This is a genomic window from Gordonia sp. ALPHA1B1 (assembly GCF_005502615.1).
GTDB lineage: Bacteria > Actinomycetota > Actinomycetes > Mycobacteriales > Mycobacteriaceae > Gordonia > Gordonia hongkongensis.
The window spans coordinates 22,248-47,865 of sequence record NZ_SCOC01000021.1 but is presented as its reverse complement, the minus strand read 5'-3'; the positions used below and the strand labels follow the sequence as shown (position 1 = coordinate 47,865).

Genomic DNA, 25,618 nt, shown 5'->3' with positions numbered 1-25,618 from the left:
GGCTCCTCGGTCACAACGACCAGGAGGAACCATGTATCAACTACCGACATCCACGCAACGGACTGCTGCGGCGGCAGGCCTCGACCACGCCATCGATGTCGCAGACCGCGTCGTCCGCCGGGTTCCGGCATACCGAGCCCATCTCCGGGCACACAGTTGCGATCCGCAGCGGATCATGACGAGAGACGATTTCGCTGCGCTGCCGATCACGACCAAGATCGACTACCTGGCTCCCCACGAGCTGGATGAACTGATGTGGGACGGTGACATCTCACGGGCACAGACATGGTCGGCGACATCTGGTTCGACCGGATCGCCGACATACTTCCCTCGCGACTCCCGGGCCGCTCGTGATGCTGCCGACTACTACGGGCGGATCTTCGAGGAGTGCTTCGATATCGGAGGGCACACGACCCTGGTTGTGGTCTGCTTCGCGATGGGGACCTGGATCGGCGGCACGTACAGCTATCAGGCCGCTCTCGGACTACACGAAGACGATCGTCGAATCACCGTGGCGACACCGGGAATCGATGTCGCGGCGGCGGTTGCGAGTCTGGTCGAACTGGGTCCACGCCACGAGAAGGTGATACTCGCGGGTTACCCCCCCCTGGTGAAAGACGTGCTCGACATGTTGCCCGCCGACGCACTCACCCAGGACCTGCACCTCCTGCTGGCCGGTGAAGGCATCACCGAGCGATGGCGCGACCACGTACTGGAACGCTTCGGTCGGCTTCACCGCCCGGAGCGGGTATGCCTGATGTACGGGACAGCTGAGGCAGGCGTGATGGGTCACGAGACACCGACGACCGTGACCGTCCGCCGGGCGGCATTCACTTCTGACAAATTGCGGCGGGAACTGTTCGGTCGCAACGCGACACCGTTGACCACGTTCGTCGAGGTCGACCCGATGCGCCGTTACACCGAGGTAGACGAGGACGGGTACCTCTTGTTCACGATCGACAGTGCCCTGCCCCTGGTGCGTTACCGGATCAATGACCAGGGTCGCGTCCTCACCGGCCTAGAACTCCAAGAGGTGCTGAAGATGAGTGGATTCGACGATCTGTCCACGATCGTCGATCCCGAAGGGTGCTTCGTGGTCCTGACCGGTCGGCCGGATGTGGCCACATCCTTCTATTCGTCGTCCATCTTCCCTGCGCAGCTGGCCTCGGCGTTCGACGCCGCGTCGGTCGCACGGTCGGTCACCGGGCGGTTCTGCGCGGACGGAAGTCCGGGGGACGATCACTGCCCGGTATTGCGCATCGACGTCGAGCTTTCGGCCGGAGCAACCACGCCGGAACCAGGTCTGGCCGAGAGACTGCGAAGTCTGTGTCTGGCAGCCCTACTGGACAACAACGACGAGTTCCGAACGCTGCGCAGTTCACACGGGGAGGAGCGGACCACTCCGGTGGTCAACGTGCACCCCTACGGAACCGGGCCCTTCCGACCCGGTGCAAAGCACACCTACACCTTGCGGGGTCGGCGATGATCGAGATCTTGGACCCACGGCTCGATTGCCGACGTCTGGAGGAGATCCGACGCGCCGGTACTCGTGTCGTCGATGCCTGGGCACACGCTTTCGACGAGTACTGCGCAATGGTGCGCCTCGATACGGAGCTGGAGCCGCTGGCGCACTGCGAACTCGAACGCCGGAGCCGTTATGTCTTCTATCCGTGGCGGGACGTGCTGGTCCGCCTGCCCGACGACGAGATCTTCCACCGAATCCGCACGTCCCGGAATCGGTTCCTCATCACCGACGAGGAGCAGGCGAGGTGGTCTGGCGCGACGATCGCAGTCGCCGGGTTGAGTGTGGGTGCGTCCCTGCTACACACATGCGCGCTGACGGGGGCTCGCAGCTTTCGCATCGGCGACCCAGATGTGCTCGGACCGTCGAATCTCAACCGGTTGAACGGGTCGGTGTGCGATCTCGGCGTGGCGAAAACGACTCTCGCGCAGAGGCGGTTACTCGAACTGGACCCATATACGACAGTCGAGACATTCGACCGAGGTGTCGGCCCCGATGACCTACAGCGCTTTCTGACGCCCCCCGGTGGCCCAGGTGCAGACGTTGTCCTCGAGGAGGTCGACGATCTGGCGATGAAGGTGGCGATTCGGCGCGCCGCGAGGGCGGCGGCGGTTCCGCTGATCATGGTCACCGACGATGGTGACGACGTCATCGTCGACGTGGAACGCTACGACCTGGAGCCCGACTATCCCGAGTTCCACGGGATGGCGGGCGATCTGGGGTCGTTGAGCGCCGACGAACTCTCCGACCCCGCCAACAAGATTCGCCTTGCCGGCGCGATCGTCGGACCCGACGTGTCACCTCGGGTGCACGATGCTCTCGGCGAGGTCGGCCGCTCGATCCCGTCATGGCCGCAGTTGGGCAGCGCAGCGACTCTTGCCGGCGCGGTCGGTGCCACCGTTGCTCGACGGATCGTCTGTGGGGGCCGGGTGCCTTCGGGACGGAGACACGTCCGCGCGGGTGATCTGGTGTGTTTATGAGATTCCTACTCCCGCCACCTACCGTGGCGCGAGGACATCAGCGTGGCCATGGCGCCGACACCAGCTCACGATGTAGCGCGCGTGCAGACCGCACCACCGGAAGACAGACGCCTGTGTTAGCGGCAGGCGTTCGTCGTGTTCGTTGCGGGCACGCATCATGGGACCTACGTAGTTGGACGCGACCTTGCTCGCGGTGTTGGCGGACACGCGCGCCACCTCCGCCAGGGTCGCGACGTCGGCCGCGTTGCCGGCGGCGATCGCCCCGGCCATGCGCGCCGCAGTGGTTCCGCGGCGTCCGTTGAACATCTCGAACAGGGATGGGCGCGAGCCCGACTCAGGCCGACTGGTGATCCGCTGGCCGTAGGCGACAGTCCGTAAGGACTCCACGAAGGTGTGCAGACCTGCGGACTTGGCCACCACACCGGAGACATCGGCACGTCGTCGTGCCTCGGCGAGATGGTCCTCCTCCATCGAGTGGCCTTGCGTGGCCAGCAGGACGGGCGCGAGACGATCCGACGTGCGCAGCCCCTCGATGACGTCGAGGCCGTCGAAAGTCCACTCGAGTTCGGCGTGGTTGAAGATGAGGTCTGCGCTGACGACATCGAAACGCACGCGTGCCGCGATCGCGTTGCGAAACTCATCGCGATCCCGGGCGACTGTCACCAAGGAGCCCTCGAACGTTGCCTTGAGCGGGTCTGCCACCACGTGCCCGAGTGGCGAGGCGATGAGGATGCGGAGTCCGGTCGTCACCCGCGTCATCTTGCCGTACTGGTCCGATTCATGCGCGATTCCACCTCCGCGTCGCTCTTCGGGGGCGGAATCCGTCCGAACCCAGCACGAAAATGTCGTCACTGTGGCTGATCGCTCGGCGGGATCACCTCACTCTTGACGGGTACCCGATATCCCGCCGACGCCCGCCGTACCCCTTCCCGAGGAGTGTTCATGACCACCGACATCAGCCACGATCTCGACGTCCCCATGCGCGAACTCACTGTGCGGCAGCCGATGGCGGTGATCGCCGAGCACGACCTGGGTGATGTCGCACTGATGGCACTCCTCGAGGACTTCGGTCATCGGGTGAGCATCATCGATGTCGATGCGGAGGCCGACATGCTGCCACCTTGCCCGGTCGCCGCCGTGATCGTCCGCAGTGAACGACGATTGGCGCGGCTGAGCGAGTTGGGCTGGTTCCGCGACTCGAGAATCATCGGAATCGGGGTTCGACCGGACCCGTCTACCGGTGTCGGGCTCCCCGATTCGGCGTTCTCGGCCGGTGTCCTCCGGCAGGTACTCGAGAAGATCGCCCCGTCCCGCACGCGTCGCCGAGTTCGACTCAGCGACCGGGAGTGTGAAGTCGTGTTGACCTATGTGCTCGGTGCGACGGTTCGGCAGACGGCGGCGCAGCACTACATCGCCGAGAGCACCGTCCGCACACACCTGCGCCGCGTCACCGAACGCTATGTCGAGGCCGGACACCAGGTGTCGAACAAGTCGCAGTTGCTCATCGAGTTGATGGCCGATGGCTGGATTGATCGCAACCAACTGCTCCGTCGCTGAGTGCCGGCGGGGATATCCGCCGCGTGGCGCAGGTGGCGCTGCCCAGAGTTGTTCGGGGCCTGCCGCGTCTGCGACATCAAGGAGCCGCCCGCCAGCACGAGCCGTGGACGGGGCATAGTCGGCCGGTGCTGAGGCAAGCAACGCAGGTGAGGCGTCCGGCAATGCTGTAACCGCCCGCCTGCCCCCGGCATGTAGGACAAACGTCCAGCAGTCGCGCGCATCGCTCGCACGCAGTCACCTCGGCCCTCTCTGTAATGTCGATGCCTGCGACGGTAGTCCGCGGATGGACGAAGTGGTCTCCTCCAAAACGATGAAGTTGCGGGTGCCTCGCCGGGAATGCGAACGCGTGGCGGGTAATCCGTACACTTACCGCAGACATCGACGAAGGAGCGCCGGAGTGAGCCGACTTGCGCCACCCGATATTTCCGGAGACCCCGGGCCTGGTGCCGACTTCCTGCCTGTGGTTCCGCCGGAAGGTATCGACCGAGTGGGATACATGTCGCAGTACCGGCGGGCGATACGGTCGCCGATTTCCGACATGCACACCCTGACAGGAGAATTGCACGGCTGGTGCGGCGCGCTCGGACGTAAGGCGTGGTTCGGTGAGCGATACTGCGCCACCAGCGCACTGATGGCGCGAAGTCGTCAAGTGCGAATCGCCGACGCCGAGACGATCGCGAACTTTGGGGAGGCGTGCCACGACGCTGTCGCGCCACTGAGTCGATACACCGCCGGATGGTTCACCAGCTTGGCTGACGTCACCCCGGTCGGGTTGCGTAAACCCATCGGCGTCGCGGTTCGTGAAGCGCGCCGCGCCGCGGCACGCAGTGTGCGCCGGAGCCTGGCCGCGACGCCGGCCGTTCACGAATCCTTCGCCACGGTGCGCGACTTCGCGCTCGGACCCGGCAAGCGAACCGATGCCGACGAGGTCATCGCATTGGACACGTTCGCCACTGCGATCGCGAAACTGGTCCACAGAGGATTCACCGGTGACCATGTACTGACCGACGCCGATCGTGCCGACCTCGCCGATCTGGGCGATCGAGTGATGACCGAATTCGGCGCGGTTCCTGACGAACCACTCTCGGACCGGCGCCGGGACGAGCTGCGCGGGGTCGCGGTGGAGTTCTTGAACCGGGTCATCGCGGAGCGCTTCGGGAACAGGGCGTTCGACCCGGATCACCTGGCCGAAGCGTACGAACGTGTGGTGACGACTTACGTGAATCGACTGCATGCGGGAAAGGCATTGGAGGGCACCGAGTTCTACCTACTCGTGCGTCTCGACGCGGTCCGGATCGATGAATGGCGGCGCGGCACGATTCGGCGCCGCCGCCAGACACACCTGGTGACCGGTGACGACCAGGGGAGCGCCCGCGCCGACGATCGGCTGGAGGACACGACCGCACCGTCAGACTCAGGTCCGGACGACCTTCTACGTGTCGCTGCGACGCTGATAGGCCAGGATCGCGCCAGTCGTGTCGACGGTGAGTTGTGTTGGGAGGCACGAACAGCGATGGCCCTGCTGACCGCAGGCCTCGATCTGGATGGGTCCCAGCAGGTTCTTCGGGAGACGATCTCGGGCCGTTGGCAAGCAGAACAGCCAGGTGACTCACGCAGCCAAGCGTCGTCGGCCGCCGAAATGACAGTGTTGTTGATGATGCAGACCGCTGTCACGCGAGCTCGTCGCGTCTTCGACGCACACCTCCGCCCGGAGGAGGCATCGTGAGTGGGACGGTGAGACACAGGCCGGACGGGAGCATGGAATGGCGAGCCGAGCACCCCGAAGCCATCCTGCCGATCACGGTGACCATCGGCGGTGTGGCCATCACCGTCGACGCCTTGCTGCCCGAAAGGCCGGTGGAGCTCACGGCGGAATCCGGCGAATCCCTGCGCCGGTTGACGAACGGCTTCGCCCTTCCGTCTTCTTTCGAAGAGCTGCTCGGTGCAAGCGACTCCGAGGCCGTGCCGGATCCGATCCTCGGCGACGAACTCGTCCGGCTCCTGACCGTGGCAGCTGTCGATGTCGTTCATCTCGGCGAGCTCGACGATGGGGTGTTGCTGCTCGACGCAGCCCATTCCCGGGCGCTCGTCGGAGATCCGATGACCGATTGGTACTACGCTCTTGCGGCATCGGTCCCGGGCCGTCTCGTCGACGAGATCGAATCGACGGATCAACTCGGCCCGATGGTCGACAGGTTGGCCGAGGTGATCGCAGCGGCGCCGACGGATTCCATGCCCGAAGATGAGCGCCGCGAGGCGCTGTCGCTGCTCAGCGCGCGCATTGATCGAGCTGATGCCGTATGGGACGTGTTTCAGGTGACGAGCGCCGGCGCCGAACTCGCCCTGGCATCCGAACTCGGTTCCATCTCCACAGTGACGATGGAGGTCGCCGACCTCGCATCGTTGCCTGCCCGCCTGCTGCGTTTCGACGGCCCGGAGGAGCCGGAGATCGAGGTGCACGAGAACGCGGACGGGTCGATCGAGATCTCGGCCGCGATTCGGTCGAGCGTCGACGCGGAATCAGTCACCGCCGAGGGGATATTCGCCGTCGCAGCCGACCGTTCCTCCGGAGAGATACTGGCGTTCGCACAGGCTGTCGCGGTGGACGGCCGGGTCGTCGCACGCATTGACGATCCGGATGGTTTTGTCGAGGGCGCACGATGTGCGTTTTTGGGGGCCGATGCCGACCTTTCGGCACTGCGACTCGATCCATTCGGCATGTCCGTCGCCCGGGTCGACCGTCACTGCCGCTACGCCTGGACTCGGTATCGGGCGGCTGGCGCCATCCGCGCCGGCCTGGGGGTGGTGGACGACGAGAGCCGGATAGCGGCCGCGGCGCAGATGGCGGATGCAGAACAAGTTGGTGCCGCCGAGGCGATCGATCAGGCCCGAATGCTCTTGCGACAGATGACGCGACGGTGGGGTGACACTGATCGGTCCGCGCTCGTGGCGTCCTATCGCGACATCCTGGTCTCTCTCGCAGCCAGATTCTCCGAACCACCGCCCAGCGATGGCGCGGCAGGCCCGACGCTCGCCGAACTGCACATGATCGGGCGGAGGTGAACCCGGCACCCGCGTCGGAGTTGCTGATCCGAGCTGTCGACGCGGACAGCACGTACGTGTCGTTCCGCTGGTTGGACAACCCGGACCATCCGATCGTGCATGCGATACCCGCATCCACCATGCGTCGCTTGCTGGCCCGGCTCGACTCCGCACTCATCACCACTGACGCCGACACCGAGATCGACCATCCCACTGGAGATGCCGAGGGCGATGCGGTCCGAAAGGCGTTGTCCGGTCAATTCACTCGGTACTGGAGCGAGTACACACTGAGTGAAGCGTTCGCGCGGGCCATCGTGCCTGCACAGATAATGACCGAGATAGGCGATCGGGCTAGGCACGGTCGGATCTCGATCCGCGTCACGCCGAGCAGGTCTCTGGCGAGGGTGCCGCTGGAGCTGCTCGTCATCGATGATGACCAGCGGCTGATCGAGCTCGCCGACGTCGTGTACGAACCGCCCGCGGCACTCCATCTGGGGCGGGCCCGGACCCCGGAGCCCTGGACAGGAGCGGTTCCGCAACGCCCGGTTCTGTATTTGGTGGATCCGAGGTTGCCGGCCGGATCTGGACTGAGGCAGGTGCTCGCCACCTCATCGTCGCGCGGCCTCGCGACAACAGGAGGCTCAACCAACGAGGGCCTCTTTCGAGACCGAATCGTTCGGCATCCGACGACCGATCTGTCGGGCATCGGGCGGGCCGTGAGCAGATGGGATCTGAGTGAAGAACTCAACGAATCGCGACCGAGTCGGCTGTTCTATTTCGGACATGTGAGTTCTACGGTTGACCAGCCCGGGTCTGCGGCCATCCACATGTACGACGACGAGCAGGTGTGGGGACTGGCCGCGTCGGTGAATCGAGCTCATCGACCGCTCACCGCACTGGATCTGCTGCTCGGTACCGCCAACCCCGAAGTCGGTCCCGAGGACGCTGATCCTGTGCGGGACAGGAGATCCGGGCATCAATGGTGGCCAATGCCTCCGCGAGTGGCGGTGATCGCATGTGAGGGTGGGGTCGACTATCGGAGCTCGGAGACCTTCGGACTGCTCGTCGCCATGTTCGGCGGGGGCGCCCAGATCGTCACCACAACACGCTGGACGTTGCCCTCAGACGCGGCTTTCGACAGGTTCGCCGGTGTGACCGCGGTTCCCGGTCCGACGACCGAACTGGCCCTGGCTGTGGACGACACGCACACGACGTCTGATCCTTCTGCCGCTCTGGCGGAATGGCAACGGACCAAACTGCAGCAGTGGCGTGACACGCCGGGACCAGCTACCTCACCACTCACCTGGGCTGCGGTTGGCACCCATGTCTGCGGGTATCGGCCCGTCACTGCGGGAGCGGCAAGTGCATCCCGAGGAAGGCCATCATCGTGACCGTGCCGGAGGACGGGCAGCACACAGAGGAATCGGATGAGGAATGGTCGAGACGCCTCGACGAACTAGATGAGCGGGCGCAACGGGCCGACGACGGCGGCAATCCGCGTGAGGTTGTCGAGGCCTACGTGGACCTCGCCGAACACCTTGCAGGCGTTGCCGATCACGATGTCGTGATCGAGTTGCTTCTCGTTGCACGCGAGGCCTGTCTCGAAGTCGATCCGGCGCGGGCCACCGAGCTTCTGCAAACCGTCGGTCTGCTCGCACACACCGCCGGTGACTTCGGATCCGCCTACGACGCGTTCGGAATCGCGTGTGAGGAGCTCTCAAGCGTCGCTGACCCGGAGCACTTCGCGAGCTCGCTGAACGACTTCGGCGCCATGTGCACACAGGTGGGCGAGTTCGACGAAGGAGAGGAGGTGCTCCGGATGGCCGAATCGATATATCTGGATCGCCGTCTTCTCCATGACGCTGCCGAAGTACGGCTGAACCTCGCGAACAACCTCTACCAGTCGGGCCGGGGCGCGGATGCGGAGCGGCTCCTCTCCGAACTCGTCGACTTCTTCGGACACGACTCGGTGCGCCAAGCGATGTGCCTGACGTCTCTGGCGGCGGTCCACGTGGAATCTGGTCGGGCTCATCTCGCACGACCGGCTTTCGAACGCGCGATCAAGATCTTCGAATCGGCCGGCGACGCAGAGCACGCTGCCGAGAGCCGGATGGGTTTGGCGCTGGTTCTACTCGGGTCGGGGGAAGTCGACCGCGGCGAGACACTACTCGCAGAGGTCATCGATTACTACGAGAGCATCGGGAAGCCCGATCGGGTTGCGATCTGCGAGTACAACCGCGCGAATGCTGCGACTGCCCGCCATGACTTCGCTGTCGCCGATGCCGCGTTCGACGCTGCGAGCAACGGGCTCGCGGCAGCGGGAATGCACCACCAGCTCGCCAAGCTGCAGTGGAATCGCGTCAAACGCCTCACGACCGAGGCCGCCCTCGACCCGCAGCGGCAGGCCACACTCGGCGCCGAAGCGGTCGACACCGCAGTTGCGTCCCTCATCGCGTCCGACTATGAGCGCTTCCAGTTCACGGACTCGTGGCGGCGTGCCAGGTGGCGCGACACGCTCGAACACCGGATGACGTGGACGTTCCTACTGGCCTACAAATTGGGTGCGACCACTGTCACCGCGGATCTCATCGACACGATGATCAACGCCGGGGTGTATGGCTTCTCGGGGACGCTGATGCCGGATGAACCGGTGGCACTGGACGTGTCGACCGGACCGCGAGCAGGCGCAGCCATGCAGGACGAACCACCGACGTCGCTCGTGCTCGGGCTCGCCGCCACGTTCCTGCGGACTGCCGAGTTGCCGATGGCGCCGCCACCGGCGTTGGTTGACGGGAACGGGCGTTTGCTCCTGGAACGTCAGCGCGCAATGGCTGCCGCACTGGATCCTGACCTCGCTGCAGTGCTGGAAACAGCACCGCGAGTGCAGATTTGGTAGAAAACTCGGACCATCGCCGCTACCTTCGATCACAGGGTCGAGGTCGATGATGGCGTGGGAGCAACTCGATCTTGTCCGACGTGACCTGCACACCATCGGTCGGTGTCAGAGCCTCGCTACTCCATTCATACGAATTTCTGCACTTACGTTGCCGCCCCCAAATCGCCCGCTTAGCATTGCAGTGCTGGTCCAAGCTATCCGCCAAAGAAGAACGGACACAACACATGACCACTGGCAAGAAGAAGCTCTCCGAGCTCGTCGGAAGCGCGGTCGACAGCGATTCCCTCCTGGCCGAGGCAGTTGAGCGGCTCAAGAGAGAGAAGGAGACCGACAGCGTCGAGTTCTTCCGTCACGGACAGTTCGGTTCGCACAACGCGTAGCGACTCGTGAAACTCTGGCCATACGACGGATCGTGCGATGCCACCACTTCGATAGCGGAGGGGTGGCGTCCCCATCCGATCAACGAGTTCATCTTCAAAATCCAAACGCGCTGCAATCTCAACTGCGACTACTGCTACGTGTACAACCTCGGTGATGATTCGTGGAAACAAGCACCCGCGGAACTCAGTGACGAACTGGTGGATGCGGCGGCGGCTCGGATTCGTTCGCACGCAATGCGACACGGCCTGCCGTCCGTGGCAGTGTCCATACACGGTGGTGAACCGTTACTACGCGGGATCAGCAGAATAGAGAACTTTGTCGGGCGCATGAAGTCCGGTCTCGCGCCGGTCCACGTGGAGATCTCGATGCAGACCAACGCCACCCTGGTGACCGAGCAGGTCGCTGCTCGATTGGCTGAACTCGATATCCACGTCGGGGTTAGCCTCGATGGTGGAGAGAAGTCGAACTCCCACAGGTTGGACCTCGGGGGGAAGTCGTCCTTCGCGCGTGTTGTACGCGGGATCTCGAATCTTTCGCGGTTCCCGGGCCTCGTTCAGGGGGCTCTCGCGGTGATCGATCTCGAGAACGACCCCGCCGACGTGTACGGCACGATCAAGGATCTCGGATTCACCAGCCTTGACGTGCTGCTTCCACATGGGACATGGGAAGCGCTACCGGTACGAAAGAACCCGGACCGTCGACTCGACGCATACGCGCCGTACGGGGACTGGCTGATCGAGTTGTACCGTGTGTGGTCCACCGATGAGTCACGGATACGGTTGCGTCTGTTCGATGACATCATTCACCTCCTACTCGGCGGGGAGTACTCGTTCGAATCCCTGGGCCTGGCACCGGCCCAACTCGTGACGATCGAATCCAACGGCGACATCGAACTGGTCGACAGCATCGGCTTCACCTACGACGGCGCGGCCGCCACCGGTGCGAATGTCATGACCCATGAACTCGACGAGGTCCTGACCCATCCCGGCGTAGTCTGCCGACAGATCGGGGCGCGAGCCCTGCCGGAGGTGTGCCGAAGCTGCCCCGTTCTCGAGGTGTGCGGTGGAGGTCTCATCTCCCATCGATGGGACTTGTTGAACGGCTTCAAGAACCAGACTGTCTATTGCTCGGACATGAAGAAGATCATCGACCACATCGACACTGATGTACGTGGGCGAGTGGAGCGGGCGGACACCGCCGGCGTCGGAGCCGCGGGGTGAACTCATCGAGTCCGCAAGCAACGGATGAGGTCGACGAATTCGGTCCCGATGATCGAGTCGTGGACGCGCTTGGCATCCCCAGCGCTCTGGTGAAGTCGGCCCTCGACGAGGGAATCGCGGCGCATGACTTCTGGGCTGTGATGACGGTGGTCGGCACATCGCAGATGCGACCCGACAACGACGCGGCGTTGATCCGCGATCTCATCGACTCCTGCGGGGGTGTCGACGGCAAACGCGTCGCGGACCTGGGGAGTGGCTGCGGGAGGTACGCGGCCGAGATCCACCGGCGCGGTGCGAGCGAAGTGGTCGGATTCGAGACATCCGGCACGCTCAGGCGGATCTCGAGAGCATTGCATCCGGCGGTACGTGTCGTAGGCGACTCGCTCAGCGACATCGGGGTGAGAGGCGCATTCGACGTGGTTGTCGCGTTGTCGCACATCCTGTTCATCAACGAGTCGCATGACGGGTTGCGGTCTGATCTCCGGAACATCCGGAGTGCGATGCCGGACTTCGGTGTCATTGTGGTGGAGCAGTTCTCGATCACCGCTGGGGAGAGGGTCTGGGCAGCGGTCGAAGGGACATCGATCACCGAACAATGCCACCTCGCTGATGAATCTTTGGTCCACCGGTTCGTGGTACGACGGGACGGCACAGCGATATTCGAGGAACAGATGAAATCGCTGCTTCTGACGGACGACGAGTTCGAGGAGATCGCACGGGACGCCGGCTTCCTGGTGAGTGCACGTCGCTCCGATGTGACGTCTTCCGGTGAGAAGTCGGAGTTATGGGTCCTGCGCGCGCAGAAAGGATTCAACTACCTCAGTGACATCGATTCCTTCCTGGAATCGTGGTTGGAGGGAGATCACGAGCGAAACAGATTGTCGCGTTCGCTCGTGGCCGACGCCGACGGGCGTGTGCGTCCCGAAGGGACGTTCGCATGGGGCCAAGGAGCCTCGGTCTCCCGGAACCATCCGGAGTTTCTAGAGTGCTTGGAGCCTGCGGTCACTAGCCTTGTTGTCGAACTGGTCACCGAGTGGAATCTGGTCACGTACTCCAGTTGCGACGGCCATCGAGTCTCGCGTGAGCCGTGCGAGGACTACACAGAATGCTACGTAGGTGTGGTCAGCTTCAGCGACGTTCACGAGCAGGCGTTGGTCAAGCTCTTTGAGACCGTATGTGCCGAGTTGGCGACCGATACCGCGCACCCCAGAGTTCGACAGCGTCCACTACTCGGCCCGCGTAGCAAGCATCCGGCCGTGGATCTACTGATCAACCGGCGCGGGCCGCATGTCACGTGGGCGAACTATCAGGTGGAGCGAGATCGACTTGTACACAGCATTGTTCAGCGTCTGAGAAGGATGCGACTTGAGAACTGACCGAGCGAGTGACGACATCTGGACCGAACTCGCTGACCTCGACGTCCGTCCAGAGCGGGCTTTGGGTGTGCTCGACCTCCTGAGCGGACGGATTCGCGGGTCATTCCGCACTCTCGCCCAGAGTCTCGAGGTTCCGTTCCCGGAGCTGTCGAGAACGATCTTCGAGGTACTCGAGATGGCGCCGCACGTGGTCGGCTACGGCGCGGGGTACATCTGGATGACATCGGTTCACAGTGCGATACGAGTAGACGACACAAACCGGTTCGAGGAGCTCGCAGCCGATTTTGAGCGATTCCGGGCGGCAGCCGCTGTGCTCTCGGGTAGCTCGTATGTTGCCGATGGCTTCCGCACCGACCTGCTCTCACGCGGTGCCGAGGGCGGGCCGGTGGTTTCCCTACCGTCTATCGGCGCCTTCGAACTGAACTCCGATTCGGGGCTCCGTATAGAGTCCGGCATTGTGCACGGGGAGTATCGGTCCGGACCGAGAACCGGCGGCCTGCGAGTCGACGCCTTCGAGAGTGCGTACCGGCTTCCCCGTTCGAAGTCGCTGTTCGATCTCGCACCCGAGGGTTGTTGGGAGACTGCGCACGAGGAGATCATTGCGGCAGCCGACATGGCGCACCAACTTGTTCCGACGCTTATGGATCGCTATCAGGCTGATGTCGTTCCGCTGAAGCGTGGGGAGCACACCTCGAACGCGGGTACGGATGAAGCCGCGCCCTTCGTGCTGTACTCGTCCTTTCGACGGACTCCGGTGGACTTGGTGGCCTGCCTCGCGCACGAGGAAGCGCATGCACTGATGAATGCGGCCGAGAAGATCCTCGGCGGAGTGCTTCCGGAGTCCGAGCTGACGATGCCTGTCCCGTGGAAACCGGGTGTGACCCGCACCCTGTCCGATGTCATCCACGGGCTCATCTCGTTCGGGCGAGCCGCCCAGGTCCGTGGGCGGGCCCTTTCGCTCGGCGTGTCCGATGAGCAGAACGAGGAAGCACGCGAACGGGAATCCCGATGGGTGCGTGAGGTCACAGCCGGCCTGGAGAACGGTGTGCTGGGTCCGCTGTCCGACGAACTCCGATCGTGGCTCGGACAGAATGTAGAAAGACTTGAGCCCGCACCACCGGAAGCCCGCGACGGCCGAGATGTGGTGGCGGTGGCAGGTGACTCGACCGACGCATGTCCGTGGGTGCTCTATCGATCGACGGGTACCAGGAACGCAGCGGCGGAACAGTATCCGGAGCTGAGTCAGGGCGAATGGCTTCGCGGATCGGGTGCATTCGGCGATCAAGATCGGCGGGATCTGGAGGTTGTTGTCAAGTCCCGGCTCGACACTGTTCTCACGCAGGAGATTCCCGAGCTCATACAGAGTCGATTCGGCACCAACGTCGTCCTGGAGGCCGTCAAAGCCCACCGGCTGCGGGAGGGCGATTCGATTCGCAATCACTCCGACCATGACGATCGAGCAGGTTCGTCGTCGACCGGGTCCTACCGTGCGGTGCTCGGCTGCACCGTGGCGCCGACGGCCGGCGGCGAACTACGGTTCACCGACGGTGATCGGGAGGCCTTCGTGGGACTTCCGCTGCGGTTCGGTGATGCGCTGATCATGAACATAGATGTGCCCGGAGGCCACGAAGTGACGAAAGTAAGCTCGAACACGTTCCGTTACACCATCATCGCCACCTACCGGCGGGATGGAGATGCCTGATCCCCGCGATCGGAGGGCGAAGCTCGTCGTTGCCGACCTCCGGCCCAAGGTGATCATCTGGGATATCGACGGCACCCTTTGGGACGGCGTGATCGACGACAGCGTTGCGGGGGAACTTCGTCAGGGAGCTCAGCTGGTGCCGGCTTTGACCGAGCGAGGGCTGGTCAACTCGATCTGCTCGTACAACGAGACCGCGAAGGCCCGCCGGTGGCTTGAACAGCACGGGCTTGCCGACTACATCGTGTTCGAACAGATATCGTGGGAGGACAAAGCATCGGCGATCCGCCGAATGCTCGCATTCTTCAATGTCGCAGCCGAGTCGGTGGTCGTGGTCGACGATGATCTGCGGGTGCGCGAACGTCTTGCGGCCGATCTGGGCGTGACGACGCTGGCTCCCAACGACATTGAGACGGCTGATCTCGATTCATGGGGAGACGAATCGAGCGGTACCGAACGACTCGGACACTACCGTGTGCTGGAGCGCAGATGGAAGACACTCGAATCCCACCGGGCCAACTCACCTGGGAACGACCTCGTCCCGTTCCTGCGGGACAGTCGAATCACCGTCACTCCGGTTGACGTAGTGGCCAACAGCGGACGAATCGCTGAACTCTCGCAACGCAGCAACCGGCTCAACCTCACATCGAGTCGGATCGACCCGGAGGCCGTCGAAGAGCTAAGTCGCGATGGGGGACTCGTGTCCCGGGCCTTCCGCGTGGCCGACAGGTTCGGCGACTACGGACTGTGTGGATACCTGGTGGTGGAACCGAGTGTGTCGGTGAAGCACCTGCTCTGGTCATGCCGGGTGGTCAACCAAGGAGTTGTCGAGGCTGTCGCCGACAGGATTCGCACCGAGTTCGGGGTGACAGTCGATCACCCGGCCCTGATTGAGTTCGGCCGAGAGGTCGACTGGATCTCGGGTGTCGACGAGTTCTTCGGGCCTTGTTCGTCCATCGTGGAGCCTGCGGAGGCCGACCATCCGCCACCGGTCCTGAGTCAGGTCTGTCTCGTCGGTGGTTGCGACATGGATCTTGTGGCCGCGATGTGGCCACCCAGCGAGCATCTGGACGTTCTCGTCAGTGGGCTGACCAGTGCCGACGGTGTGCAGCAATACGGTCAGAGCAGCCTGCCGCTACTCGTGGGTGCAGCCGCGTACGGTGAAGAGTCGTTGAGAGTCAAGCAGATACCCTGGATCGGAGCGATCCCCTCGGTCGGCGACTGGGCCGAGGCAGATCTCGTCGTGATCAGTTTGTGGGTCGACTACAGCTGTAGCACCATTCGGCATCCGGAGGATCCCGACGAAGTGTGCGCGCCGGAGTACATCCGGTTGACTGCGTACAGCGACGACGCCGAATGGGGCCACTGGTTGGGCCAGTCAATGTGTAGGACAACATATCTCGGCGAGTTTATGCATGGGCCAGCGCTGACTGCCAGTGAACTGACGGGATACGTCGCGAAGTTGGCAGAGCTCTGCTCCGACACCACTGTCGCTCTGATCGGTGGTCCTGAGCTGTGCCGGGATGTCAGCTATCCATCGGGTGATGACCAGTACCGTCGCAATAAGACACTGAACGAAGCCGTGGCGGCTGAGGTGCGTAAGCATTCGAACCTGGTTTTTGTCGATATGAGTGCGATGGTGGACGGCGTCGGTCAACTCGCCTCGCCCGATGATCCGACCGGCTTCCACTATCGCCGTGATGTGTATGCGCGGATGGCAATCGAGCTTTCAGAGTTGCATGGGGAAGCGAGGGCCCGAGCGTACCGATCGCTTCTGGAGGCAGCGGAGACCGCGTTGTGAAGGTCGTGGGCGTGGGTCCGCGAGATGACTTCTACTGTCATGTGAACGGTGATTGGATCGATCAGCACGTGATGCCGCCGAACGTGTCGATCGACGGATCATTCAGGGACGCATGGAGAATGGCCGAGAGTCGTGTGCGAGATACCATCGCGTGCGAGCTGAAGGACACGCCTGTCTTCACATTCTGGTCCGCAGCGATGAGTGCATCGGATCCGTTGGTCGATCCGCACATCGTGTGCGCCGAGGAGCTGCAGGTTGTATCCACCCTGCGGGAGCCGTCCGACCTTCCCCGTGTGCTCGCCGAGCTCTACGAGATGGGTGTGACCGCCGCGCTGGAACTCACGGTCCGAACGGAACCAATTCTCGAATCGGGGGAAAAGCCAAATCGTCTGATCGTGAGGACGGTTCCCGGCGAGACGGACGACCGTGGGTCGGGCCCGGGCGTAGCGCAGAACCAGTTTACTTGTGATGACACACAGGCAAGTGCCCTCTCGCTCGACCTCGCTCACGCATGCCGGACCCGGAGTGCGGACCGAACTGAGAGGGTTTCTGTCCTCGACCTCTGCGATCGAGCCCCGTGTTTCGACTGGACCGGATGGCTCGACATCCAGGGCGTCGCATTGACCGAACAACTGAACGTGCAGGTCGTGGACGTCGAAGCGGTGGAGACAGTGGCGAACGCACTCACCGCGCACCCGCTCGCCGCCGTTCGGGAGTGGTTGCGATCACGAGTGATCCGGTGCCGCTACGGTCAACTGCGGGGTGGCGATAGCCCCGATGCACGACTGCTCGCCTGTCAACGGCTGACGGAACGCTTCTACGCCAAGGAGATTCTGGAGAGGTATCGACAACGTTTCGTCACTGAATCCCGAGTCGAGCAGGCGATGTCGATCGCGCTCGATGTCCGGAATGCTCTCCTGGAAATTCTCTGTCATCTTCCGCTCTCAGACGGTGGCCGACGCCATCTGGCCGAACAGATCGAGCGGGTCACCATCCGAGTCGGTCTCCCGGAGGCGAGACCGGTTGCCGCGGAGTTTCGGTGTTCGGACAACCCGTATGAGAATGTGCGCAACGCATTTCGAACTGAAGCTGCCGCCGTGCGAGCAACTCGGCATTGGCGGGAAGCCGCCGCCTGGGACCCGGCGAGGGCGTACAGCGCAACAGGGTATTACCACCGGGGTCGCGGGGAACTCTGCTTCCGTGGGGCTTGCTCGACGAACCCTTCCTCGCCGACAACGGTGCGCCGGGCGCCAGCTTTGGGACGTTCGGTTGCATAGTCGGACACGAACTCGCCCATTCGATCGACCTTCACACCGAGGTCGACTTCGGAGATGACTCGCAATCAACGATGACGGTGTCAGACCTCCGGCGGGTGGCCGCCTGGCTGCACAGTCTGATCGACCAGAGTGACAAGGCGTTCTTTGATCCGATGTCCCGGCTGGAGTACGCAATCGACGCCGGTCGCGCACTCAACGAGGTCTTTTGTGACCACCTCGGGGTGTGGGCTGCGGCGGTCGCAACGAGTCATGCATCGCCTGGGCAGCAGGCGATGCGTGAGTTCTTCCGGGGCTACGCCACCATGATGCGTTCAGTCGCGACCGATGTCGAACGCGATGATCGCCTCTCCTACGATCCCCATCCCCCGGCTGAGGTCAGATGCAACTGGGTTCTTCGAAATCTGGACTACTTTCACGATGCCCACGCCACCACCAGCGGAGACCGGATGTGGGTCGAGCCGGCCCGTCGGCTGTGTCGGACACTCGAGGAGATGCCCGGTGAGTCGGGCTGACGTGTCGACCGATTCGTTCGCGTCCCTCGTCTCCGACGACGAGGTGTTACGCCATTTGTTGGAGGGAAGCGGGATCTCCTTGCCAGAGAGCGGATCGGAGATGTTGCAGGCATGGGAGTACAGCAGGCGATTCCTCGCCGGACTCATTCCGCGGCCCGGCACGCTGCTGGATTACGGCTGCGCCAACGGGTTTCTCCTCAAATGCCTTCAGAATTGGTCCCCGCACGACATCGTCCCTTTCGGCGTCGATATCGATGCCGCCCGTCTCCGGGAGGCGCGTCGGATCTTCTCAGAGGTTCCGGAGAACTTTGGTCTGGTCGGCCAGAGCGATGTGGTGGGTGAGGGGTTCCCCCGCCAGTTCGATCTGGTCTATTGGGCAGTCGGTGACAACATCGACTTCGCTGAAGCCGCGAACCAGCGGTGGCTGCGGAGCGTCCACGCGCTCACCGCTCCGGGCGGAAGATTTGTGATGGGGTTCTACGAATCGCCGACGGCGAATCGCGCCAAATTAGATGCCTTGTCGACGTGTGGTTTCCGCTTCCAGAGTGTGGTTCAGAATCCGCAGTCACCGGATGAACTCGCCATTTGGATCGACGTTTCACAGTGAGTGTGCACTCGGGCTCACCACCTGTGGGAACCCGGATGCCCGCCGGGGGTGGTTCGCGACGAGCAGATGAGAAACGTCCCCGTGCGGCCGGAACTCCGGCACACGGGGACGTTCAGTGGAATCTCTAGACGAGACTCAGGCCTCGATGATGAACTCCTCGAGCTGCTGACGCGCGACGTCGTCGGCGAGCTGCTTCGGCGGGGACTTCATCAGGTAGGCCGAGGCCGGGATGACCGGTCCGCCGATACCGCGGTCCTTGGCGATCTTGGCGGCGCGCACGGCGTCGATGATGATGCCGGCCGAGTTGGGGGAGTCCCAGACCTCGAGCTTGTACTCGAGGTTGAGCGGCACGTCGCCGAAGGCGCGACCCTCGAGGCGGACGTAGGCCCACTTGCGGTCGTCGAGCCACTCGACGTGGTCCGACGGGCCGATGTGGACGTTCTTGTCCTCGACCTTGCCGGCGAGCGAGCCGGTCAGGTTGGAGGTCACGGCCTGGGTCTTGGAGATCTTCTTGGACTCCAGGCGCTCACGCTCGAGCATGTTCTTGAAGTCCATGTTGCCGCCGACGTTCAGCTGGTAGGTGCGGTCGAGGGTGACGCCGCGATCCTCGAACAGCTTCGCCATCACGCGGTGGGTGATGGTGGCGCCGACCTGGCTCTTGATGTCGTCGCCGACGATCGGGACGCCGGCGTCGACGAACTTCTGCGCCCACTCGGGGTCGGAGGCGATGAACACCGGCAGGGCGTTGACGAAGGCGACGCCCGCGTCGATCGCGCACTGCGCGTAGAACTTGTCGGCCTGCTCCGAGCCCACCGGCAGGTAGCTGACGAGGACGTCGACCTCGGCGTCCTTGAGGGCCTGGACGATGTCGACGCCCTGGCCGTCGGCCTCGGTGATGGTCTCGAGGTAGTACTTGCCGAGGCCGTCGAGGGTGTGACCGCGCTGGACGGTGACGCCGGTCGGCGGCACGTCGGCGATCTTGATGGTGTTGTTCTCGCTCGCGAAGATCGCGTCCGAGAGGTCGAAGCCGACCTTCTTGGCGTCCACGTCGAAGGCGGCGACGAACTCGACGTCGCGAACGTGGTACGGGCCGAACTTCACATGCATCAGACCCGGCACGGTGGAGTTCTCGTCGGCGTCCTTGTAGTACTGCACGCCTTGCACCAAGGATGAAGCGCAGTTTCCTACGCCCACAATGGCAACGCGCACCTTATTGGGCTCACCCATGGTCGGGCTCTCCTTCTTGTCGCGGCATCGCAGTCGTTCGCTGCGCCACCGTTGTTTTCACTTGCTCGGGTTCGTCGAGCTGTTCGTCCCGGCTCGGCGTCGAGTCCGGGTCTTGATGTTCGTCATCGGCTCGTCCGGTGGAGGCCGTCGGCCGCCCCGGATCGAACGGTGACCGTTCGCCGTCGGCGAGGTCGTCGTCGAACTGTCCGTCGAACGGGTCTGGCGACCCGTCCTGCTGGGAGCTCTCGGCCGCGATCAGCTCGTTGAGCCAGCGGACCTCGCGTTCGCTGGATTCGAGGCTGAGCTGATGCAGCTGACGGGTGTACCGGTCGACGGCCCGGTTGGACCGCCCGACGATCTCCCGCAACCCTTCTCGACGCTCCTCGACCTGCCGCCGGCGTCCCTCGAGGATGCGCATGCGCGCGACCGCCGGGGTGCGGCTGAAGAACGCCAGATGCACACCGAAACCGTCGTCGGTGTAGTTCTGGGGTCCGGTGTCGGCGACCAGCTCCGCGAACCGTTCCCGGCCCGCGTCGGTGAGCTGGTAGACGCGCCGGCCTCGCCGCACCTTCACGCCCAGGGGCGTCTCCGGTTCGTCGATGAGGCCGTCGGCCTGCATGCGACGCAGCGTCGGGTAGAGCGATCCGTACGAGAACGCACGGAAGGCGCCGAGCAGGCCGGTGAGCCGCTTGCGCAGCTCATAGCCGTGCATGGGGGATTCGAGAAGCAGTCCGAGAATGGCCAACTCGAGCACTTCGCCACCCCCTTCGCGGTCCTGCCGATGACTGTCACTACTTCCTCGGATCGATGTGCCGGCACGCTCTGACGAGCCGACACCTCGTTCCGATGTGTTTGCCAATGTATCGCACCGATATAACCGTGTCCACGAGCGGTCGGTCGGCGGGAGGACGGACACGCGACGACGCCACCACGCGGCGATCGACCATCCCGGGTGTGGCTCCATCGGACCCGCGTGCCGGACCCCGTCGGCCCAACGCCCCGGCAGAGACCACGTACCCTGAGAACCGTGCAACGCCAGATCGTCGACTACGCCCTGCAGCGGCGCGCTCGGCTGTCCTCGGTCCACGCGGGCCGGACCGCCGTTGCCGAGGTCTGCGATGCGAGCCCGTATCTCCTGCGCGCCGCGAAATTCCATGGTCGGCCCAGCACCACGATGTGCCCGATCTGCCGAAAAGAGCAGGTCACGCTGGTTTCCTGGGTGTTCGGCGACCGGCTCGGTCAGGTGAGCGGGTCGGCGCGCAGCAACGAGGAGATCGCCCGGCTCGCGACGACCGCCGAGGAGTTCTCGGTGCACGTGGTCGAGGTGTGCCGGACCTGCAGTTGGAACCATCTGGTCCAGTCGTACGTTGCCGGGCTGCCGCCGCAGACCACGCGTCGCTCCCGACGCATGGCCAAGTAGCGCGCCGGCCTGCGGTTTTTTGCCCGAGGCGGTGGCCTGCTGTCACAGTGGAGCGGCACGAGGCCAGAGAAGTTGACCGTGCTCGCCGGATGACGAATGTCCGTGCGACCCGGCAGGAAGGTGGACGATGAGCGAGGCACGTGGTTCTTCGCCCACGCCGCGACGCACCGGAGTCCGACCCGGTCCGGGCGGCGGCGGTCAGAACAGAAGTCAGACAGCGACACGACACCGACGGTTCGCGTGGGCGCTGGGGATCGTGGGCGCCATCGTCCCGGCGATCGTGCTGGTGCTCATCATCGCGTTCGCGGCCACCTACTTCACTGCCGAGATCCCCGAACCGGAGGTGAGCCAGAAGGCCACCATCGTCGACACGTCCGGGCGGACCCTCGCAGACGTCACCTCGCCCGACGGCAACCGCACGGTCGTCCCGTTCGACGAGATCCCCGAGACGATGAAGCAGGCGATCGTCGCCGCCGAGGACCGGGAGTTCTGGACCAACAACGGCTTCTCGCCCCGCGGCCTGTCCCGCGCCGCCATCGGTCAGATCACCGGCAACCAGACCGCCGGCGGTGGCTCGACCATCACGCAGCAGTACGTCAAGAACGCGATCGTCGGTGACGAGGTCAGCTACTCCCGGAAGTTCAAAGAGCTCGCGATCGCCGCGAAGATGAACGACCGGCACGGCTGGTCGAAGGAAAAAATCCTCGAGGCATACCTCAACACGATCTACTTCGGCCGGGGCGCCTACGGCGTCGCGGTGGCCGCGCAGAAGTTCTTCAACAAGTCGATCACCGACAAGCGTCGCGCCGAGCGCAACCCGCTCACCTTCGAAGAGGCCGCGCTGCTGTCGGCGGTCATCCGCGCACCGTCCTACTACGACCCGGACACCAACCGTGAGGTCACCGAAGCGCGCTGGCGATACGTCCTCGACGGCATGGTCGCGACCGGTGCGATCACCCGCGCGCAGGCCGACAACGCGGTCTTCCCCAAGACCGTCAAGGCGCGTGTCAGCGACTCCGACGAGACCCCCGGGCCCAACGGTCTCATCAAGCGACAGGTCCTCGCCGAGCTCAACCGCATCGGCATCACCGACAAGCAACTGCGGACCGGCGGTCTCAAGATCAGCACCACGATCGACCCGCAGGTCCAGAACGGCGTCGTCCAAGCGGCCTGCCGCAAGAACCGGATCTACAAGTGCCCCGAAGGTGAGCTGAACGGCGAACCGGATGATCTGCTCGCGTCGGTGGTATCCATCGATCCGCAGACCGGCGGGGTGCGCGGTTACTACGGCGGCGACAACCCGGGCGGCTGGGACCTCGCCCAGGCGGGCCTGCAGACCGGGTCGTCGTTCAAGGTGTTCGCGCTCGTCGCGGCGCTCGAACAGGACATCCCGTTGTCGAAGACCTACAGCTCCGCGCCGTTCCAGGCCAGCGGCGGACTCACCGTCGAGAACTCCGACGGTGAGAGCTGCGGTACCTGCAACCTCGCGACGGCGATGAAGATGTCCCTCAACACGGTGTACTACCGCCTGATGATGGACCTCGACGGCGGTGCCCGGGCGGTCGCCGACGCCGCGCACCGCGCGGGTGTGGCCGAGTCCTTCGGCAACATCGAGCACACCCTGCAGGAGGCCAACGGCGAGCCCGAGGGCGGTGTGGTCCTGGGCCAGTATCAGTCCCGGGTCATCGACATGGCCTCGGCATACGCCACGCTCGCGGCCTCGGGTGTCTACCACGAGCCGCACTTCGTCCAGAAGGTCGTCGACGCCGAGGGGCAGGTCCTCTACGAGCGCAAGACCGAGGGCAAGCGCGTCTTCCCCGCGAAGGTCGCCGACAACGTCAGCGCGGCCCTCGAACCGGTCGCGGCGTACTCCAACGGCAACTCGCTCTACGACTCCTCGCTCGGTTCGCGGCCGTCGGCGGCCAAGACCGGCACCGTCCAGCTCGGCGACACGGGGCAGAACAAGGACGCGTGGATGGTCGGTTACACCCCGCAGCTGTCGACCGCCGTCTGGGTCGGCACCAGCGACGGCACCGCCCTGACGAACTACAACGGCGCGTCGATCTACGGCAGCGGCCTGCCGTCGTCGATCTGGAAGTCGGCGATGGATGCCGCGCTCGAGGGCAAGGAGATCAAGCAGTTCCCCGAGCCGGAATCGGTCGGCGGCGTGGCGGGAGTGCCGTATGAGGCACCGGCTACCACGTACGCGCCGTCGCAGCCCCGACGTGGGCCTTCCATACCGAACTTCGACATCCCCGACCAGGGCGGTGACGGCAACCTCACCCTCGCACCAGGCGTGACGATCCCGATCCCGGGCGCTCCGCGCAACGGCGGCGGTGGTGGCGCCGGCGGCGGGAACAGCCCCGGTGGTGGCGACGGTGGTGGCGACGCCGGCGGTGGCGACGGTGGCGACCTCGGCGGCATACCCGGCGGCGGTGGAGACGGTGGCGGAGGAGTCCCTGAACCGCCCATCGGCTGACCCGGACCCGGCCGACTCCGCGGCGAGCGGCTCTGAACCCGTCTGGGACAGCCCTGCACCACTGGCGAGCGATCAGCGTGTCGACGATGCACGCATCTTGCCGACGCGCACGGACGGTCTGGTGCGAGAGGCGAGTTCGCTCGTCGGCGGGCCGGTCGGGGCGCACGCCGTCATCGGGCGCGGCCGGCATCTGACTCCGCTGCGGGTGCTCTTCGCGCTCGCGTTGTGCGGACTCGCGCTTGGCTGGTTCGGCAAGGCCGGGTGCCTGCAACAGGCGCCGGCCGACTCCGGGGCCAACGGCGCGAGCGCCGAGATGCGGCTCGACTGGGACGATCAGCGCCAGTTCACCAACCTCTGCTACTCCGACGTGATCAGCCTGTTCGGGGCGGAACGCCTCAACCGGGGAGCGCTGCCCTACCGCGACTTCTGGTTCCAGGAGGGCTCCGAAGGCGAGACCATCAAGCGGTACATGGAGTATCCGGTCGTCACCGGGATGTTCATGTACGGCGCGGCGCAGCTGACGCAGGGCTGGGTCTGGGCCGAGGCCAACTGGGGTGTCCCCGGCGCGCTCGACGTCGTGCTGTTCTTCACCATCGCCGCCCTGGCGTTGGCGGCGTTCTGGCTCGTGACCGTCTGGGCGACGGCCCTCACCGCGCGAACCCGCATGTGGACGGTATGGCTGGTGGCGCTGTCCCCCCTCGTCGTCGTCCACGCGTTCACCAACTTCGACGCCATCGCCACCGCGGCCGTCGCGGTGGCCCTGCTGGCCTGGTCGCGGGAGAAGTTCTGGGTGGCCGGCCTGTTCATCGGGCTCGGCGCGGCCGCGAAGCTGTATCCCGCACTCCTGTTGGTGGTGCTGGGTGCGCTCTGTCTGCGCAGCGGGAGAGTCCGCGAGTTCGGGATCACGGCTGCGACGGCGATCGGCGCCTGGCTGGCGGTCAACCTGCCGATCCTGATCCCGTACCCGACGGGGTGGTGGGAGTTCTTCCGATTCAACGGCGATCGGTCGGCGGACCCCGACACCATCTACCGGATCGTGGCCGACTCGGCTGGTTTCACATGGAACATCGGTTATCTGAACGCGTTGTCGGTGGGTCTGACGGTCGCCGTGATCGCGGCGGTGGCCGCGATCGGAATCCTCGCGCGGCACCGACCCCGCGTGGCCCAACTGACCTTTCTCGCGGTGGCGGGCTTCCTGCTGGTGAACAAGGTGTGGAGTCCCCAGTACTCGCTGTGGCTGGTTCCGCTTGCGGTGCTTGCCATTCCACATACTCGACTGCTGCTGGCCTGGATGACGCTCGACGCCCTGATCTGGGTGCCGCGGATGAGTCTGTTCCTCGAGGCCGAACGTCGCTGGCTTCCCGACCAGTGGTTCACCGCAGCCGTCGTGCTCCGCGGACTGATGGTGCTGGTCCTCTGTGCCGTCGTCCTCTGGCAGATCTGGCATCCGCGCGACGACCTCGTCCGCCGCGGGAACGACGGCCGATGGTACGACGACCCGGCCGGTGGTGTCCTCGACGGTGCTCCCGACCGGATCGGCCGCCGGGCGAGGACGCTCGGCACCGCGGATGGTCCTCGGGAACCGGCCCCGGTGGGCGGATGACGGTCACCGAACGCGACGG

Annotated in this window: 21 protein-coding genes; 18 read left to right on the top strand and 3 right to left on the bottom strand. The window is 64.5% G+C overall.

The window, feature by feature from the left end; translation table 11 throughout:
* Positions 1-175: 175 nt before the first annotated feature.
* Together FFS52_RS15050 and FFS52_RS15045 are read left to right on the top strand one after the other, a co-directional pair.
* The gene (locus FFS52_RS15050) at positions 176-1,486 is read left to right on the top strand and encodes a hypothetical protein (RefSeq protein ID WP_240199001.1); all 1,311 of its coding nucleotides are present in this window, start codon (positions 176-178) and stop codon (positions 1,484-1,486) included.
* Complete coding sequence (locus tag FFS52_RS15045) at positions 1,483-2,502, top strand: ThiF family adenylyltransferase (protein ID WP_078112516.1); 1,020 nt, start codon at positions 1,483-1,485, stop codon at positions 2,500-2,502. Before FFS52_RS15050 ends, FFS52_RS15045 begins: the two co-directional genes overlap by 4 nt.
* Before the next feature lie 18 nt (positions 2,503-2,520).
* Here the strand turns inward: FFS52_RS15045 and FFS52_RS15040 are convergent, their stop codons facing one another.
* Entirely contained in the window at positions 2,521-3,252 is a 732-nt protein-coding gene (locus FFS52_RS15040; RefSeq protein ID WP_249356286.1) for a response regulator, read from the bottom strand.
* A 192-nt stretch (positions 3,253-3,444) separates the two neighbouring features.
* Here FFS52_RS15040 and FFS52_RS15035 point away from each other — a divergent pair, with 192 nt between their 5' ends.
* The 13 genes from FFS52_RS15035 to FFS52_RS14985 all read left to right on the top strand — a co-directional run bounded on the left by FFS52_RS15035 (position 3,445) and on the right by FFS52_RS14985 (position 18,870).
* Positions 3,445-4,059 (top strand): LuxR C-terminal-related transcriptional regulator, encoded by a 615-nt coding sequence (locus tag FFS52_RS15035; protein ID WP_078112622.1) that lies wholly within the window; start codon positions 3,445-3,447, stop codon positions 4,057-4,059.
* 538 nt (positions 4,060-4,597) lie between these two features.
* Positions 4,598-5,785: a hypothetical protein gene (locus FFS52_RS15030; RefSeq protein WP_137810162.1), complete on the top strand. Its 1,188-nt coding sequence runs from the start codon at positions 4,598-4,600 to the stop codon at positions 5,783-5,785.
* 92 nt (positions 5,786-5,877) lie between these two features.
* Positions 5,878-7,122 carry a hypothetical protein gene (locus FFS52_RS15025; RefSeq protein WP_137810161.1) on the top strand — a complete coding sequence of 415 codons (1,245 nt, stop codon included), beginning with the start codon at positions 5,878-5,880 and terminating at the stop codon, positions 7,120-7,122.
* Positions 7,123-7,178: 56 nt separating this feature from the next.
* Positions 7,179-8,492 carry a CHAT domain-containing protein gene (locus FFS52_RS15020; RefSeq protein ID WP_249356288.1) on the top strand — a complete coding sequence of 438 codons (1,314 nt, stop codon included), beginning with the start codon at positions 7,179-7,181 and terminating at the stop codon, positions 8,490-8,492.
* Positions 8,489-9,997 carry a tetratricopeptide repeat protein gene (locus tag FFS52_RS15015; protein WP_137810160.1) on the top strand — a complete coding sequence of 503 codons (1,509 nt, stop codon included), beginning with the start codon at positions 8,489-8,491 and terminating at the stop codon, positions 9,995-9,997. Before FFS52_RS15020 ends, FFS52_RS15015 begins: the two co-directional genes overlap by 4 nt.
* 224 nt (positions 9,998-10,221) lie before the next feature.
* Positions 10,222-10,377: a hypothetical protein gene (locus tag FFS52_RS23705; RefSeq protein ID WP_171011647.1), complete on the top strand. Its 156-nt coding sequence runs from the start codon at positions 10,222-10,224 to the stop codon at positions 10,375-10,377.
* A gap of 6 nt (positions 10,378-10,383) precedes the next feature.
* A complete protein-coding gene (locus FFS52_RS15010; RefSeq protein WP_078112522.1) occupies positions 10,384-11,598 on the top strand; it encodes an FxsB family cyclophane-forming radical SAM/SPASM peptide maturase in 1,215 nt (404 codons plus the stop codon).
* A gap of 59 nt (positions 11,599-11,657) precedes the next feature.
* Positions 11,658-12,974 carry a hypothetical protein gene (locus FFS52_RS15005; RefSeq protein WP_078112523.1) on the top strand — a complete coding sequence of 439 codons (1,317 nt, stop codon included), beginning with the start codon at positions 11,658-11,660 and terminating at the stop codon, positions 12,972-12,974.
* Positions 12,964-14,676: a 2OG-Fe(II) oxygenase gene (locus FFS52_RS15000; RefSeq protein WP_137810159.1), complete on the top strand. Its 1,713-nt coding sequence runs from the start codon at positions 12,964-12,966 to the stop codon at positions 14,674-14,676. The genes FFS52_RS15005 and FFS52_RS15000 overlap by 11 nt, the downstream gene beginning before the upstream one ends.
* Positions 14,669-16,474 carry a hypothetical protein gene (locus FFS52_RS14995; RefSeq protein WP_137810158.1) on the top strand — a complete coding sequence of 602 codons (1,806 nt, stop codon included), beginning with the start codon at positions 14,669-14,671 and terminating at the stop codon, positions 16,472-16,474. The genes FFS52_RS15000 and FFS52_RS14995 overlap by 8 nt, the downstream gene beginning before the upstream one ends.
* 119 nt (positions 16,475-16,593) lie before the next feature.
* Positions 16,594-17,751: a hypothetical protein gene (locus FFS52_RS23700; RefSeq protein ID WP_171011646.1), complete on the top strand. Its 1,158-nt coding sequence runs from the start codon at positions 16,594-16,596 to the stop codon at positions 17,749-17,751.
* A complete protein-coding gene (locus tag FFS52_RS14990; protein ID WP_171011645.1) occupies positions 17,682-18,263 on the top strand; it encodes a M13-type metalloendopeptidase in 582 nt (193 codons plus the stop codon). The genes FFS52_RS23700 and FFS52_RS14990 overlap by 70 nt, the downstream gene beginning before the upstream one ends.
* Positions 18,250-18,870 carry a class I SAM-dependent methyltransferase gene (locus FFS52_RS14985; protein ID WP_171011644.1) on the top strand — a complete coding sequence of 207 codons (621 nt, stop codon included), beginning with the start codon at positions 18,250-18,252 and terminating at the stop codon, positions 18,868-18,870. The genes FFS52_RS14990 and FFS52_RS14985 overlap by 14 nt, the downstream gene beginning before the upstream one ends.
* Before the next feature lie 135 nt (positions 18,871-19,005).
* On the opposite strand, the gene FFS52_RS14980 is transcribed toward FFS52_RS14985, so the two are convergent.
* Both FFS52_RS14980 and FFS52_RS14975 read right to left on the bottom strand, forming a co-directional pair.
* Positions 19,006-20,097: an inositol-3-phosphate synthase gene (locus FFS52_RS14980; protein WP_137810155.1), complete on the bottom strand. Its 1,092-nt coding sequence runs from the start codon at positions 20,095-20,097 to the stop codon at positions 19,006-19,008.
* On the bottom strand, positions 20,090-20,851 hold the full coding sequence (locus tag FFS52_RS14975; RefSeq protein WP_137810154.1) for a PadR family transcriptional regulator: 762 nt from the start codon (positions 20,849-20,851) through the stop codon (positions 20,090-20,092). Before FFS52_RS14975 ends, FFS52_RS14980 begins: the two co-directional genes overlap by 8 nt.
* A 273-nt stretch (positions 20,852-21,124) precedes the next feature.
* Here FFS52_RS14975 and FFS52_RS14970 point away from each other — a divergent pair, with 273 nt between their 5' ends.
* From FFS52_RS14970 to FFS52_RS14960, 3 genes are all read left to right on the top strand, one after another.
* Complete coding sequence (locus FFS52_RS14970) at positions 21,125-21,517, top strand: DUF5318 family protein (RefSeq protein WP_137810153.1); 393 nt, start codon at positions 21,125-21,127, stop codon at positions 21,515-21,517.
* A gap of 127 nt (positions 21,518-21,644) precedes the next feature.
* Positions 21,645-23,996, top strand: coding sequence for a transglycosylase domain-containing protein (locus tag FFS52_RS14965; protein WP_137810152.1), 2,352 nt, complete (start codon positions 21,645-21,647; stop codon positions 23,994-23,996).
* 61 nt (positions 23,997-24,057) lie between these two features.
* On the top strand, positions 24,058-25,599 hold the full coding sequence (locus FFS52_RS14960; protein ID WP_249356295.1) for a glycosyltransferase 87 family protein: 1,542 nt from the start codon (positions 24,058-24,060) through the stop codon (positions 25,597-25,599).
* The last annotated feature ends 19 nt before the right edge of the window (positions 25,600-25,618 follow it).